Origin of the sequence: Streptomyces sp. NPDC006197 (assembly GCF_040613865.1) — a bacterium.
GTDB lineage: Bacteria > Actinomycetota > Actinomycetes > Streptomycetales > Streptomycetaceae > Streptomyces.
In genome coordinates, this window is the sequence record NZ_JBEXSZ010000010.1 from 1 (window position 1) to 15,013 (window position 15,013).

The 15,013-nt window shown below is 70.0% G+C and carries 6 protein-coding genes and 4 pseudogenes; 5 read left to right on the forward strand and 5 right to left on the reverse strand.

Annotation, left to right across the window (positions count from 1 at the left end; translation table 11 throughout):
• From ABZ318_RS04880 to ABZ318_RS04890, 3 genes and pseudogenes are all read right to left on the reverse strand, one after another.
• Positions 1-1,151: pseudogene (locus tag ABZ318_RS04880) on the reverse strand (hypothetical protein); the annotation flags it as partial.
• 474 nt (positions 1,152-1,625) lie between these two features.
• Entirely contained in the window at positions 1,626-4,358 is a 2,733-nt protein-coding gene (locus ABZ318_RS04885) for a DUF4157 domain-containing protein (RefSeq protein ID WP_356901079.1), read from the reverse strand.
• Positions 4,312-5,562: a DUF2235 domain-containing protein gene (locus ABZ318_RS04890; RefSeq protein ID WP_356901080.1), complete on the reverse strand. Its 1,251-nt coding sequence runs from the start codon at positions 5,560-5,562 to the stop codon at positions 4,312-4,314. Before ABZ318_RS04890 ends, ABZ318_RS04885 begins: the two co-directional genes overlap by 47 nt.
• A 698-nt stretch (positions 5,563-6,260) precedes the next feature.
• On the opposite strand from ABZ318_RS04890, the gene ABZ318_RS04895 reads away from it, so the two are divergent.
• From ABZ318_RS04895 to ABZ318_RS04910, 4 genes and pseudogenes are all read left to right on the forward strand, one after another.
• On the forward strand, positions 6,261-7,103 hold the full coding sequence (locus ABZ318_RS04895) for an AraC family transcriptional regulator (protein ID WP_356901081.1): 843 nt from the start codon (positions 6,261-6,263) through the stop codon (positions 7,101-7,103).
• 772 nt (positions 7,104-7,875) lie between these two features.
• Entirely contained in the window at positions 7,876-8,091 is a 216-nt protein-coding gene (locus tag ABZ318_RS04900) for a hypothetical protein (protein WP_356901082.1), read from the forward strand.
• A 10-nt stretch (positions 8,092-8,101) separates the two neighbouring features.
• Complete coding sequence (locus tag ABZ318_RS04905; protein WP_356901083.1) at positions 8,102-10,900, forward strand: bifunctional serine/threonine protein kinase/MFS transporter; 2,799 nt, start codon at positions 8,102-8,104, stop codon at positions 10,898-10,900.
• Positions 10,901-10,912: 12 nt separating this feature from the next.
• Positions 10,913-11,106 (forward strand): annotated as a pseudogene (locus tag ABZ318_RS04910) (hypothetical protein); the annotation flags it as partial.
• A gap of 128 nt (positions 11,107-11,234) precedes the next feature.
• Here the strand turns inward: ABZ318_RS04910 and ABZ318_RS04915 are convergent.
• Positions 11,235-11,595 (reverse strand): annotated as a pseudogene (locus tag ABZ318_RS04915) (ISAzo13 family transposase); the annotation flags it as partial.
• A pseudogene (locus ABZ318_RS04920) lies at positions 11,590-11,940 on the reverse strand (transposase); the annotation flags it as partial. The pseudogenes ABZ318_RS04920 and ABZ318_RS04915, both read right to left, overlap by 6 nt.
• Before the next feature lie 384 nt (positions 11,941-12,324).
• Here ABZ318_RS04920 and ABZ318_RS04925 point away from each other — a divergent pair.
• On the forward strand, positions 12,325-14,994 hold the full coding sequence (locus ABZ318_RS04925) for an FAD/NAD(P)-binding protein (protein WP_356901084.1): 2,670 nt from the start codon (positions 12,325-12,327) through the stop codon (positions 14,992-14,994).
• Positions 14,995-15,013 lie beyond the last annotated feature (19 nt).

The following is a 15,013-nucleotide window of genomic DNA, read 5'->3' on the forward strand; positions in this document are numbered from 1 at the left end:
ACGGCCAGGAGGCTGAAGTCGGTGAGGTTGTCGAGCTGTTGGAATGCGGTGGCGTACGTCTGAGCGGTCACCGAGGCAGTGGAGTCGATGCCGGGTGTGATAGCCGTGACAACTGTGTCTTTCGCCGCATCTCCGATCTGTACCGCGTCGGCATTGGCCGGCCTGCGCGGCGCCGTACCGTCCTGGTACCAGCCGAGCGCGTCCCCGAGCTTGAGCGCACCGGTCGCGTCGTCGGCAGTTGCGGGCTGCACGCGCACTGAGGATCCAGCGGAGTCTGTGCCCGACTCAAGGCGCAGCCTGACCTGTTTTCCTTCCTTCTGCACAGTGCACGTGAAGCCGCTGAAGGCAGCGTCGTCCGTCGTCGTCTTGTTCTTGGTCAGTGCCAGTTTCTGCACAGCGTCCTTGATGGCTGTCGCCACGTTCTCAAGATCGGTTGCGGAGCCGGCTTCAGGCGGGAGCGTTACGGACTGGAACCCGTCGCCGTCGAGATTGATCTGGAAGCTGACCTTGGACTGAAGTGGCAGGTCCGGGTGCGGGCCACCCATGTGCAGGCCTGACTGAGTGCTGGTGTTGCTGTCAAGCATTTGGGCGTCGATCAGGTTCGATTCGCGGGCGAGCACACTCCCGACGAATCGGGGGGCGGAAGGGTCGACGCTCAGGTTGTCGAACACCTCGACGGGTGCTTGGTCCCGGTAGTCCGTTGGAAGGACGGTTGGGTCCGCCTGTCTGCGGACGCTCACCTTGAACTCGTTGTGGGGGTTCTGGGTGCCGTCTTCGATCTGGAGGACCAGCGAGTTGCCCCACACACCCTTGTTCTTAGCCGAGAAGGTGACGCCCGGTACTGGCGACGCGTGGCGGTTGTTGACGGTGACGCTCGCCAGGGCTGCATCCGCAGGGAGAACGCGCACGATGTAGCACTGCCGCCCGCCGTTGTTGAAGTACTGGAAGACGCTGTGGGCCAGATGACTGCCGTCGATTACAGTGCCGTAGAGCCGTTGGAATTCGGTCCAACTGGTCACGCGGGTGGCCTCACTCGGACCCATTTCGGCCAAGCCCACAAAGGCCGCCGTCGAGGTACTGGCAACCTGGAGCGGTCGCACACCGCCGGAGACTTCCTCGACATACACGCCCGGATATGTCGGTGTCGGCATCCCATCTCCTCACGAGTCGATCAGCTGGATTCGAACGGAGGGCAGGGCCCGCCACTCAGACGACTACAGGACGCTGCCCATCTCGCGTCACCGATCCGTCACCGTCGCGTCAGCAGTCGGGGGGGCAGTACGAGACCACTTGACCTTCGGCTCGAATTCCGAGCTGTGCGCGCTGGCCGAGGTCTACGTGAGCGACAATGTGAAGCAGAAGTTCACGAAGAACTTCGTTGCGGCCTGGGGCAAAGCCATGAACGCCGCCGGTTCGGCCTGGTCTGAGCATCCTGATGTGACACCGGCGTCGCCCGGGCCAAGCCGTACGGGGCAGCCCGGGCGTTCGCGTTTTCGGGAATGCCGTCACCGAGGACTTGGCGGCGGACCGATCTCGACCACCAGTGCCACTCGGGCGCCGAGTTCGATACATGGTCGGGGTTGTCGCGCTCGGACAGGCCAGATGGAACGTCCGACAAAGCCTTGTCAGGGCTTCGACGGCACAGTCTTCAGCCATCCTTCCGACTCGAGCCGGGGCCAACCGATCGGGTCGGCCGTCCCTACGCAGCGCGGCGAGGAGGTGGCGTTGACGACCGTGATCTCAGCTTCATAGGCAGTGAGCGAGTCGCCGGTGGGCTTCTTCAGTTCGATCTTGTAGGTGATCTTGGCGAGCCGCAGGCTGCCCGGGTGCGCCCATGTCTCGGTCGTCATGATCACGTCCACGTCGGAGGCCTTCTGCGTGAACAGGTCGCTGATGGCCTGCTCAATGCCGCACTTCTGCAGCTCCTGATTGACCTCCTTGGGTGCGTAGCGAATGCCTCGCGCGCTCTCCGCCCCGGTGATATTGCCCTGGCTGTGCGCCCGCTCCCAGCCCGGCACGTTGACCTCCACGCTGGACGGCAGCAGATTCTCCGTGCCCCGTCGGCCCGATGGGCGGCCGACCCGGCTACGGATCACCGTGGCGCCATCGGCTGTGGTCCCCTCAAAGAGCACCTGTCCGCCAGCCGGGGCCGTGGTCTTCTTCGGGCTCCCTGCGCCGCCGCCCTTGGTCTGCAGCGTTTCCGGCGGCAGGTCCGGTATCACCATACCGTCCGGGGTGACCAGCCCCAGATTGAGCCCCGGCAGCTCTGGCGAGGCCAGCATCCGCCTGATCACGCCGGTGGTGCCCGTGCCGACCCGGTGCAGCAGGATGCCCACTACCACATCGACGGTGAGCTTCGTGACGGCGATGGCCAGGTGGTCGGCTGCAGAGTCGAAGTCGGATTCCGAGCTGGCGTTCAGAGCGGTCGACATGAATGCCGCAATGTGCCGGATGATCTCGAGCGCCTCCATGCCGCCCATCACCAGGCCAGCGACCACCAGGCCAGCGACCAGGACGTCGGCCACCCAACCAGCCGGGGTGAGCTGGGAGGCGACATAGACCGTGGTGAAGGCGGCCATCGCCGCGATTGACTCGGGCGTCTTCAGCTCCTGGAGCCTCGCCCTGTACTGGGGGCCTAGGTGCGGGTTCCTCAGCGTGGCGTCCAACGCCTTGACCAGTTTGTCGGCCGCCGACATGTCCGCCACCGTCGCGGGCCGGCCGACATCCCAAGGCGGCGGAGTGGCAGGGAACCGGCTCGTCCACGCCCGCTGCAAACCCTGCCGGATCGCCTCCGCGTCGTGCACCTCGGCCTGGCGGGAATGCGAGATCAGGGCCCGGAGAATCTCCTCGGAGACCTTCTCACCGGTCAGTGCGATCTGCTCGGGGGTCCTGCCGTCGAGCAGCCGGAACGAGCGGGCGACCGCCAGTGGCAGCAGCAGCGGTGCAAGCCCAACGTTCTCAAAGTAACCGGCGATGGACTCCGCGTCGCCGCCTCTGGCCCGCGGCACGGCTGCCAGCACCTCCTGCTGCTGGTCGCTTGGCAGACCGATCTCCGCCATCTTGTTCCTGAGCTGAAGCAGGTCGTCGGCCGTCGCTCTCCCCACCATGGCCCGGTCGGCGGCGACCAAGGCGATCTCGATCCGGGCCCGGCTGTGTGGCCCCAGTGAATCGGCGGCGGAGACGTTGGCGACCAGGTAAGTGTGCCAGGCGCGGCCAAGCCGGGTGAGCCGGGTGAGCATGCCCGCCATGCTCATGCCGTTGAGCATGGCGAAGGCGGTGCCGAACTCGCCCTCGGCCAGCTTGGCCTCAAGCCCGTCGCCGACCGCGGACCCGGGCCGACGGAGCAGCGCCTCCAGGTCGGCCCGCTGGTCGACGGGCAGTGCGGCGGCGTCCATCAGGAGCGCCAACTGCATTCGGTCACTGTCGGTCGGCCCCTTGGCCTGGAACTGCACGGCCCGGATCGCCGCCTCGATACGCTTCACGCCGGCGGGGCCCAGATGTGCCTCGTCCCCGGTCAGCCCGGTGAGCATGGCGGGTAGCAAATCCCGAGCTCGGGCGCGCTTCAGGATGGCGATCAGGGCGGTCATGCTCTGACCACCGAGCCAGCCGAGCGTCGCCGGAAGCTCCCCGGCCGCAGCCTGGTCGAGAGCAGGGTCACCGTAGGCAGCAGGCGGGTTGGGTGCTCGGGCCACGACGGGCGGGCTGAATCGCTGTTGCACTGTATGGGCCAGCTCGTGTGCCAGCAGCCGGGATCCGGCGAGCGTGAGGGGCTGGTACTGGCCACGGCCGAAGGCGATGTTTGAACCGAAGGTATAGGCGCGGGCCTGAAGGGCGTGGGCGGCGCTCATAGCTCCGGGCCCGGTGTGGACGAGCACGTCGCTGAGATCGAGTCCCAGGCGCGCCTCGTACGGTGCTCGTACGGAGAGCGGGAGGGAAAACCCCTCGCCTTCAACGCCCGCTCGCGCCGTCTCGACGGCCGCTCCCGGGACAGGCCCCGCGCCGACGGCCGGAGCGGGGGGAGGACCGCCGACGGCGAACCGGTCTGCGGCGTGCTCGGCTCCGATGTCGGACGCTGCGGGCACAGAGAGATCAGCCGCCCGTACGCGGCTCAGGTCGGTCCCGAACTCCTGCTCCAGCACGCGCTGCAGCTGCGTGGCGGGCTTTCCCAGAAGCTCCCTATCCCGCAGCGTGGCCTCGCGGTCCGCGCTGCGGGTCTTGCCGGCGAGCAGCTGACCGACGGCCGCATTACCCAGTAGCCGCGGCAGGCGGGCGGGGGTGGCTGGATGTGCCCGGACTATGTATTCGCCCCGCTCAGGCGTGCGACTGCGCTCCGGCAGCTTGGCGTATATGAGGGCCACGGCATTCTCCCTGGATCCCGCTCCGATCAAACGTTCGGTGTCTAGGTCGGCAGTACCTGGCGGAATGAGTCTGACGATGGGGGTTTTCGTGCAACGCGACGCATTCGTGTCCCCGGCTCACCGCAATACGGGGGGACCGCTTCCATGCCGGAACAAGAGTCTGCCTGCTCAGGCGACCCTGCGTGTCGATCGTGCTATCGCTGTGCTGGCTTGGTCCAGTCCAGATCGGCCCAGCGGCACGGCGTTGCCGGGTCAAGAAGTTTCGGATGGTATTCGGGGTTCCATTCCCGACGGAAGCGGATGCTCGCGTCAAGCAAGCCGTCCTTGGGTATGTGGCGCCGGCACGGAAGATCAGGTCCTCGCAGGCGCCGTCGGTGATCCACTTCAGGGTGATCATGGGGAGTAGGGGCCCATTGCTCTTGCATGGGAAGGTACCGCCGACGTCGGAGTGCACGTCGACGAACCAGACTTCCTGCCCCGTGTCGCACAGAGAAGCTGATCGGAGTGTTTCCGGAAACTCACGGAATGGGTATCGCTTTCCGTCTAGGGGCACAGCGTGCCGGATACAGGCGACGTTGGGGAGCTGACGGGCGTGAGGCCGCCGCAGGGAGTTCAGCCGGAGGACGTCTGCTGTCTTTACGATGCCGCAGACACTGAGGTAGGCGACGGGCAGCGCTTTGCGGGAGACCTGCTGTGGATCGTTGCGCTTGATATCCGGCCGCAGCGGCTCGTGCTCGGTACACCGACAGAAGGCGTGCGGGAAATAGGTCACTCCCTCTTCACCCTCGCGGATACCGGGAATGGCAGCGCACTTTGCCACCGCATAGGGGAAGAGATTTTTCGACCCTGATCTCATGAGGCCGGGCTCGTTGAGCATGCCGACCAGGGCACAGGCGGTGTAAGTGTTGCGGCTGAAACTGAAGACGTATACGCGAGCGCCGGGCTCCCAGTGCTGCATCAGGTAGGTGCAGGCCTCGGCAAGATTGCTCCGCGGGGCAGTACCGAAGGCGAGACCGGACAGCTGCGACATCCGACGATCGACTGGACCGCGAGTCTGGGCCGACGAGATGGTGCCGACGCTGGGGCCGTAGGGGGTCGGATCATCCACTTCCAGCATTCCGAACAGGTGTACGATTTTGGTGGGGCTCTTTGCGCCCGCCTGACTGCCCGCTCCGTCGAGGCAGCCGATGATTCTGCGCGGCATACCGACCTCCTCGGGTTACGCTCTACGATCTCCGAGCGCTCCCACGTACTCGGTGTGCGGCCAGCGGACCAGCTGAAGCTCAGGCTTTACGGCCTGCTCGCCACACGCCTGTTTCGCGTTGCCCCACCAGTCAGCGCCCGGGTTTCAACACCCCGACCAGAATGTGATCCTCACTCTTCGCAGATAGATCACGCTCCGATGTCCGATTTCGGGTGCCCGCACGTGTCCCTTGTATCAAGCGAAACCCACACCTTCCGATCCTGCAAAGGCTCACCATGCCTGGTAAGCCGGCCTGTCCAGCGATTAGCCCGGGCGTACATCCGGCGGTAGCGCCGAGTGAACCTGCATGCGCGGAGTAATAGCCGCTGGTCGGCTCGCAAATGATGCCGCCAGAGCCTCTCGAACACAGCCATTCGGAGGGTGGCGCCAAAGACTAGGCGTACCCCCTCCAACCTGCAGCGGAAGCCTTCAAGGACGGCTTTCGGCGATGTGACGTTCCGTTATCGCCGGATGTGAGCCAGACCCGAACGATTTGCAGTCCCCATGTCAGATGCGGGCTCGCGAGGCCTGGCAGCGATGGACGCGTGGCTGGAACGAGACCATCGACGCTAAGTCCCTCAGAAGTCCCTACTGAGGGGCGAGCCACCGAGATCAGCATGAAACCGCAGGTCACGCGCTTGATCGCCACGACAGGCCGCATGTACATTCCTTGCATGGTGGTCCGTACGGCGGCCCGGCAGCAGGTCACGGCGTGGCGGCCGCGCGTTCCCGGGGTCGTGGAGGTGTTCCACGCCCGTTTCACCGAGCACGCGTACCCGATGCACGTGCACGACGTGTGGACCCTGCTCATCGTCGACGACGGCGCGGTCCGCTACGACCTCGACCGGCACGAGCGCGGCACTCCCGGCGACACGGTGTCCCTGCTCCCGCCACGGGTCCCGCACAACGGCTCGCCCGCCACCTCCGACGGCTTCCGGAAGCGGGTCCTGTATCTGGACCTGACGCAGCTGGACGAGAGCTTCATCGGTCCGGCGGTCGACGCGCCCGACCTCGTCGACCCGCTGCTGCGGCGCCGCGTCGGGCAGTTGCACACCGCGCTCGCGGAGCCGGGGGACGAGCTGGAGGCGCAGAGCCGTCTCGCCCTCATCGGCGAACGGCTGCGCGGCCATCTGCGGCCCCGGCTCGTCACGCCCGCGCGGGGAGCCGATCCCGGTGTGGCGCACGGCCTGCGGGAGCTCCTCGACGCGCGTCTCGTCGAGGGAGTGACCCTGGAGGAGGCCGCCCGGCTGCTCCACGCCCACCCCGCCCATCTCGTACGGGCGTTCAGCGGCGCCTTCGGCATCGCGCCGCACCAGTACCTGACGGCCCGCCGGATCGACCGGGCCCGGCGTCTGCTGCTCGACGGGCGGCCGCCGGTCGAGGTGGCGGCCGCGACCGGGTTCTACGACCAGTCGCATCTGAACCGTTCGTTCAAGCGGATCGTGGGCACCACCCCGGGGCGCTTCGCCCGGACGCCCGGGAAACCGTCGCCCCTCTCGTGAACCGCCCCTCCCCAGGGGACCCGGCGGCCCGGGAACCCCTTCCCACCCCACGACGTTATACCCCCCGAGGGTATAGGGAGGAGAGGTTCCGTGACCACGAGAAAACTGACCGCGAGAAGACTGACCGCGCTCACCCCCGAGCAGGCACCCGGCCGCGCACGCGAGCTGCCGACCGACGTCGTCGAACGACACGGCTCCGTCGGCGAGACGGTGTCCACGATGGCGCACTCGCCCGCCAGGGCACGTCGTCCGACCCGCGCGAGGCCGCCCTCATCGGCCTCGCCCTGCGGGTCCTGGCCGAACCGGGTGCGCTCTCGGACGAGGACGTCGCCGGGGTGCGGGCGCACGGCTGGAGCGACCGGGTGATCGCCGAAGTGGTCGGCGTGGTCACCCTCAACCTCCTCACCGGCGCCTTCAACCTCCTCGCGGGCATCCAGCCGCGGCGCGAGGACTGACGGGCGACCGGCCCGGCATCGGGCGCCGCGAAGCCGACCACGACCCGCCGGACAGGCCCTCATGCTGCAACGGTGCTTGCCCCCACCCATCGGGCCGCAGAAACCTTCAGCCTCGGCCGATAGCCGGCCCCACTCCCCCCACACCCGCCAGCCGCCCACGGCGCGGAGGGCTATCCAGCCCCGCGCAGTCGCACCCGACGCCCACCAGAACCGGCCACCCCCAGGGCCCGGACCTGGAACACCCGCCGCATTCCGTGCCCATGGCGCCGACACTTGCTCTAGTTTGGTTCGCCTACCGATCAACGGGGGATCGTCACATGACCAAGGACGAGATCGCGCGCATCCGGACTGAACGACCGACCCCGGTCCTCGCGGCGCTCGCCGTCGAACGCGGCCTGGGCGACCGGGCCGCCACGCTCGCGACGAAACAAGGTTCCGCATGGAGGAAGTCGCGGGACTCGCGGCTCCACTTCTTCGCCGGGGACCTGATCGTGAAACTGTGCAGCCACCTCAGCCCCCGCGTGGAGGGTTGACCCCGCCACCGTGAAGCAGCTGACGGGGCAGGACCCCACCCACATCGGCCCCTACCGTCTGATAGCCCGCCTCGGCGAAGGAGGGATGGGCCTGGTCTACCTGGGCCGGTCCGACCTCGGCCGTACGGTCGCGGTGAAGGTCGTGCAGGCCGAGCATGCCCAGAACCCCGAGTTCCGCAGACGGTTCAGCCGCGAAGTCGCGGCGGCCAGGCGGGTGGGCGGCGAGTGGACGGCTGCCGTCCTGGACGCCGACACCGAGGCGGCCGTGCCCTGGGTTGCGACCCAGTACATACCCGGTCCCGACCTGGCCTCCGTGGTCGGCAGGGACTTCGGTCCCCTGCCCGAGCCCTCGGTCCGCACGCTCGCCAACCGCCTTGCCCTCGCCCTCCAAGCGGTGCACGAGGCGGGTCTGATCCATCGCGACCTGAAGCCCTCGAACGTCCTGGTGACCGTTGACGGCCCCCGGGTCATCGATTTCGGTATCGCGCGGGCACTCGACAGCACCGGCGGAGACAGCCTGCTCACCCGCACCGGCATGCTGATCGGTTCGCCCGGGTTCATGTCTCCCGAGCAGGCCCGGGGGCAGCGGCTCACGCCCGCCAGCGACATGTTCTGCCTGGGGGCCGTCCTCGTGTACGCGGCCACGGGCCGCCTTCTCTTCGGGGCCACGGACACCGGTCTGAACGCGCATCTGTTCCGGATCGCCGAGGAAGAGGCGGACCTCACCGGCGTGCCCGATGCGCTCCTCGGTCTGGTGCGCGCGTGCCTGGAAAAGGACCCGGCGAAGCGGCCCACGCCCGCACAGGTGGTCGCGTACACGTCCACCGACCTGGCCGCGGAATGGCTGCCCGGCCCGGTCCTGGCCCAACTCGGGCGTAAGGCGGCGGAGTTGCTGGACTTCGTTCCGCAGGTGCGGGACCCGCTGCCGGGCCCACTGCCGGACCCGCGGGCCGCGGCCGCGCTGTCCGTCGCTCCGCCGCAGCCGACGTCGTACCCCCTGTCGCCTGCCACCCCACCACCGGCGCCTCCACCGCACGGAGCCTCGCGGCCCCCCTCGCCCTCCGAGCCGGCCGACGACGACGCGGGCCCGCAGGCCGGGCGCGGCTGGGCGCTCGCGATGGGCATGCTGGCGCAGTTGGTCGTGCTGACGGACATGGCGGCTTTCTCGTTCCTGTCTCCCGCCCTCGTTCCCAGCCACCTCTCCCTGCAGTGGATGTTCGCCGGCTACGCCATGGCCTTCGGCGCCCTGCTGTTCGTCGGCGGACACCTCGCGGACCTCGTCGGCCGCAAGCCGACGCTGCTCATCGGCCTGGGCGGCTTCGCGGCGTGTGCCGCCGCGCTCACGATCTCGACCAGCCCCGGCGTACTGGTGGGCGGTCAGGTCCTCAAGGGTGCCTTCGCGGGCTTGATCACACCGGCTTCCCTTGCCCTGGTCGCCGGCCAGTTCACCATGCCGAAGGGGCGCAGAAGTGCCATCGGGCTCTACGCCGCCATCGGCGTGGGCGGTTCCCTGCTCTCCCGCTTCCTGTTGGTACCGCTCGACAGCGTGCTGTCCCCGGAAGCGCCCTCGCTCGTCACCCTTCCGACGGCTCTCCTCGCCCTCATCGGCACCGCCGTCCTGGTCCGCGACGCGTCCCGACGCCGGGAGCCCGCCCGCTTCGATCCGGTCGGCGCGCTGCTGAGCGCGTTCGGCATCGCCGCCCTCGTCCTCGCCTGCGCGGAGGCCACGTACACGGGCTGGAGCCCCTTTGCGGGGCTGTTCCTCGTGTGCGGCATCGCCTTGACCACGGGCTTCGCCCGGCGGCAGTCGAAGGCCCGGGGCACGATCCTGCCCGCCTGCCCGCGAGAGTCCCGCGACAGGCGGGGCGCTTCGCTCAGCCTGTTCCTGATCGGCCTCGCGCTGCCGGCCATGGACTTTCCCTTCGAGCGCTTCGTCTTCTCCGGCTACGAAGAGCCGCTCACCATCGCGGGATCCCTGCTGACCCTCGTCTCGTTCCTCGTCGGCGCCCTGGCGGTCTCCGCCCGGCTGCTGCCTCGCGTGGGGCCACGCGCTCTGCTGACGACAGGTCTCGTGATCTCGGCGGCCGGGCCGCTCCTCGAGCTCGCCGCAGGTGACAGCATCGCCCTCGGCATTCCCGGCATGGTCTGCGTCGGGATCGGGCTCGGAATCGCCGGCACGGTGCTCTACTCGACCGTGCTGAACGGCATCGCCGCACAGGACTCCGGCGGAAGGTCCGCCCTCGTCCTGGTGAGCCAGCACGTGGGCGCCGCGCTGGGATTCGCCCTGCTCTCCGGATTGCTTCCAGGACTCGGCCCGCACGAGCCGTCGAACCAGTACCTGGCGGCCGGGGCCCTGCTGGCAGCCGCGCTGATCGGCGGACTGACGATCAGGGCGAGGCCCTCGGACGAGGAGACAGGCAGCACACCGGCGCCGTTCCGGGCGCCCGGCTCCGCCCCCGCGACCCGGACGGCACCCGGCCGCACGGGCACGAGCGGACTGCTGCTCGTGAAGGACGGCCGCGTCGGACGCGTTCCCTGGGCGCGCAGCGGCTTGGACCTGGTGCATGAGGTCAGCCGCCTGCTCCAGGCCGAGGACCTCACGATGGTGAAGCTCGGCACGGACCTGACCCTCTGGCACGGCGCAGCGGGCACCGGGAGCCCCAACCCAGCCGCGAGCCGTCTCATGGCCGCGTACGGCTTCCAGGCGGTCACCGGGCCCGTGGTCGTGGCCGGCCGCTGCATCGGCCACGACCCGTTCCCGCTGGGCGCCGACGAGATCGACGGCGTGGCACGCCGTCTGGAGCACTGACGTGCCCTCGAGGTCCTGGACGACGTGCGCCAGTACGTCGTGGAGAATCTCGGCGACCCGAACGCGGTGCTGATCGTGGACGGCACCGGTTTCCTGCGCGGTGCTGATCATGGACGGCACCGGTTTCCTGCGCGGTGCTGATCGTGGACGGCACCGGTTTCCTGAAGAAGGGCGACCGCTCGGCAGGTGTCCAGCGGCAGTTCTCCGTCCGCCTGGGGGCTTGTTCCTGGATAACTGTCAGGGGTGATCTTTCTGGTGGTTCGCGCCAGGAAGGCGGACTCGGAGCTGTTCGAGGGTCCGGGCGGGCGACCCGGGCAGTGGTGTGACGACGATGCGGTGCAGGTCCAGGAGACGGTGACCGTCCTGGAACTGGTGGGAGCGGCCTCGGCCAGGGCATTCCCGTACGGCTCGAAGACTGCCACCAGGCGTTCGAAGCCGGCCCGTGGCATGCCGGTCAGGGCAGGGTCGCTGAGCATCTCGGTCGGGCCGGGATCGATCCGCCGGGCGGCCGGCAGTGCCTGCGGAGGTCGCGGTGGAACGGGGGCGAGGGTGTGGTTCCAGTCGCCGTGGAACGCGTCGGGCGTGATCGGCAGGGCCTGGAACTCGGCAGCGGTCACCGTAGAGCCCAGGCGGTAACTGCCGGTGTCCCACTCGGCGCCGATGGTCAGTGCGGTGCGTGTGGTCGTTGCCTGGACCCCGGCCGAACGGTCGCCCTTCTTCAGGAACCCGGTGTCGTCCACGATCAGCACCGCTTCCGGGTCGCCGAGGTGCTCGACCACGAACTCCCGCACATCGTCCAGAACCTCGTCGGCGTCCCAGTCGATCCGGTTCAGCAACCGGTGGATGCGATCCGGAGCTGCGTGCCCGGCCTCCTCCGCCAGCGTCCAGCCGTTCTTCCGCTCGAGCGGGGCGACAAGCCCCCGCATGTACGCAAGTGCCGTCTCACGCGGCTCCGACCTGGAGAAACGGGGCACAAACCGCTCGTGCAGAGCCTTCAGTTCACCAGCCCATGACCGGGCCTCAGCAAGTTCCCCACCCACGACCAGCCCGACGACCCACCTACCCAACCGTCACGACAAAGACCGTTGCAGTACTAGTCGTGCGCGCGGCGAGCCCTACCTGCTGACGCGGGAAACGGGTCGCGGATGACGGAGAGCCCGGACGGTCGGGGCCGGGGCCGGACGCGCCCGGACGGCTCGCGGGTGATCCCTCGTTCCCCCTTGGTTGTCGAGCGGGCATGGGCCGTCGATTCCAATCGGTTGCGGGTCCGGTTGTGGGGCGTGCCGAGTAGGGCCTGAGTGGTTTTCTAGTGGTTGGTGAGTTCCTCTGAGAGTGGCTTTCCCTACCTAGGCGGTGGGAAAAGCTGCGCGAACCGAAGGCGGAGTCCGGCCCGTCGGCTCCGCCGATCACTTCCGGAGGATCACATGAGTCCAGTTCGTGAGCGGTACACGGTGGCCGTCGTCGGTGCGGGGGCGGCCGGGGCGCTGACCGCCGTCCACCTCTGCGAGACGGCCACGCGCCGCCGGACCCCCATCGACCTGGTCCTGATCGACCCGGCCCCCGAAGCGGGCCGTGGCACCGCCTACTCCACGCGGGATCCCGGGCACTGGCTGAACGTGCCCGCGGGCGGTATGAGCTGCTATCCCGACGACCCCGGCCACTTCATGCGCTGGCTGTGCCGGCACGGGGAACCCGGCGTCACCGCAGGCGAGTTCTCGACCCGTTACCGGTACGGCGCCTACCTCGCCGACACCCTCGCCCAGGCCATCGTCCGCGCGCACGGCACCGTAGCCGTGCTTCGGCTCGCCGTTCGTGCCGAGCACATCGCCGGTGCGCCGGGGGGCGGGGTGGTCCTTCGGCTCGCCGACGGGACGCGGGTCGACGCCGACGCTGCGGTGCTGGCCACCGGTCCGGCCGCGCCGACCGCGGGCTGGGCGCCCGCGGAGCTGCGCACCGCCGACGGGTTCATCGCCACGCCCTGGGCCGTCGGTGCGCTGGACGGGCCCCTCGCCGACGACAGTGACGTCCTGCTCGTCGGCTCCGGGCTGACCTCCGTCGACCTCGCCCTTACGCTCGAACGTCCCGGCCGCACCGTGCACACCGTGTCCCGCAACGGCCTGCTGCCCCAGCCGCACACCCTGACCCCGGCCGCCCCCGTGCCCGCCCCCGAGGGCATCCACGACGCTCCGTACGAGCGGCTGCGCCGCATCGTCTACCGGCACGTCGCCCGCGCCGTGCGCCTGCACGGCGACTGGCGCCCCGCGCTCGACAGCCTGCGCCCGCACACCGCGCGCCTGTGGAGCCGCCTCACCCCCGAGGAGTGCGCCGAATTCCTGCGCCGCGACGGCGCGTTGTGGAACACCCACCGCCACCGCATGGCGCCCGCCACCGGCGAGTCCATCCTGCGCGCCCGCACCGCGCGCCGACTGGCGCTCCACGCCGGGACCGTCACCAGCGCCGCCGTCCGCGCCGACGGCTCGCTGGACGTGGGGCTCTCCGACGGGCGCGACCTGCACGTGGGCTGGGTCATCGACTGCACGGGGCCCGGCCCGGTGCTGGAAGACCCCCTGTGGCGGTCCCTGTTCGAGGCCGGCGCCGCGGTGCCGGGCCCGCTCGGCATGGGCGTCGCCACCCTCGACGGGCGCCTGCTCGACGGGCGGGGGGACACCGGCCTGCCCCTGTACACCCTGGGCGCCCCGCGCCGCGGTGAGCTGTGGGAGACCACCGCCATCCCCGAGATCCGTGTGCAGGCGGCGGCCCTGGCGCAGGACCTGCTCGCGCCGCTCGCACCGCGGCGCCGCACCACGCGCCGCCCGCTCGACGGGCACGGCCTCGCCCTGTCCACCCACGCCGAGGCGGCCGCCGCCTACCGCACCGGACTCGACCGGATCCTGAAGGTACGCGCCGGCGCCGAGGACTCCCTGACCCGCGCGGTCCGCCTCGACCCCGGCTTCGCCCTCGGCCACGCCGCCCTCGCCCTGCTGGGACACGAGTGCGGAGCCGCAGTCGACGTACCCAGGGCCCTGGCGGAGGCACAGCGCTGTGCGAAGGAGCGCGCGTGTGAACGCGAGCGCTCCTTCGTGGAGGTCGTCACCCGCCGCGTCCACGGGGGCGACGGCGACGCGGCCCTCGTACGGCATCTGGAGCACCACCCGGCTGACGCGCTCGCCCTCGCCGTGGCCGTGCCCACCATCGCCTTCTCCGGCGTCGACGACCTCGACGACGACTACGCGCTGCGCCTGGTCGAGGGGACCTCGGCGGCGTACGACGGCCACTGGTTCCACACCTCGCTGCTCGCGTTCCTGCGCCAGGAGCAGGGCCGTCTGCACGAGGCCGGCGAACTCGCCCACCGCGCCCTGGCCGTCGAGCCCGCCTCCGGGCACGCCGTGCACGCGCTCGCCCACGTCCACTACGAGAGCGGAGCGCACCGCGCGGGCCGCGACTGGCTGGAACGCTGGGTCGCCGGGCGGGGCCGCGGTGCCGTGCACCGGGCCCACTTCTCCTGGCACATCGCCCTGCACGAACTGGCCCTGGACGACCCGGCCGCCGTACGCAGGCGCTGGTTCACGCAGCTCGCCCCCGGCCGGGTGACCGGCGTACGGGCGCTGGTGGACTCGGGCTCGCTGCTGTGGCGGGCCCGGCTCAGCGACAGCTGGCGCGGTGACCTGCCCGCCGCGGACGTCTTGGACGCGGTGCAGGCGGAGGTCCTGGAGCGGCCCGCTACCGCCTTCACCGCCATGCACTGCGCCATCGCCCTCACCGCCGTCGGCGACCTGGCCGCCCTGCGCCGCCTGCGGGACCACGCGGCGGCGGCCGACGAGGTCCAGCGCGAGGTCATCGCCCCCCTGTGCGACGCGTTCGCCGCACTCGTCGAGGAACGCTTCCGCGAGGCCGCCCGCGGCCTCGACGCGCTCCTGCCCGTGCTGCGCCGGGTCGGCGGCAGCGCGGCGCAGCGCGAGGTCGTCGAGGAGACCCTTCTGTACGCGCTGACGGCGGACGGCCGCTGCGACGCGGCGGCCCGCCTCCTGGACGCCCGCCTGGAACGCACGCAGGCCCCCCGGGACCGCCGGATGCGGGCGGGCCTGCCGGCCTGAGTCCGGGGGCCTTGGTCCG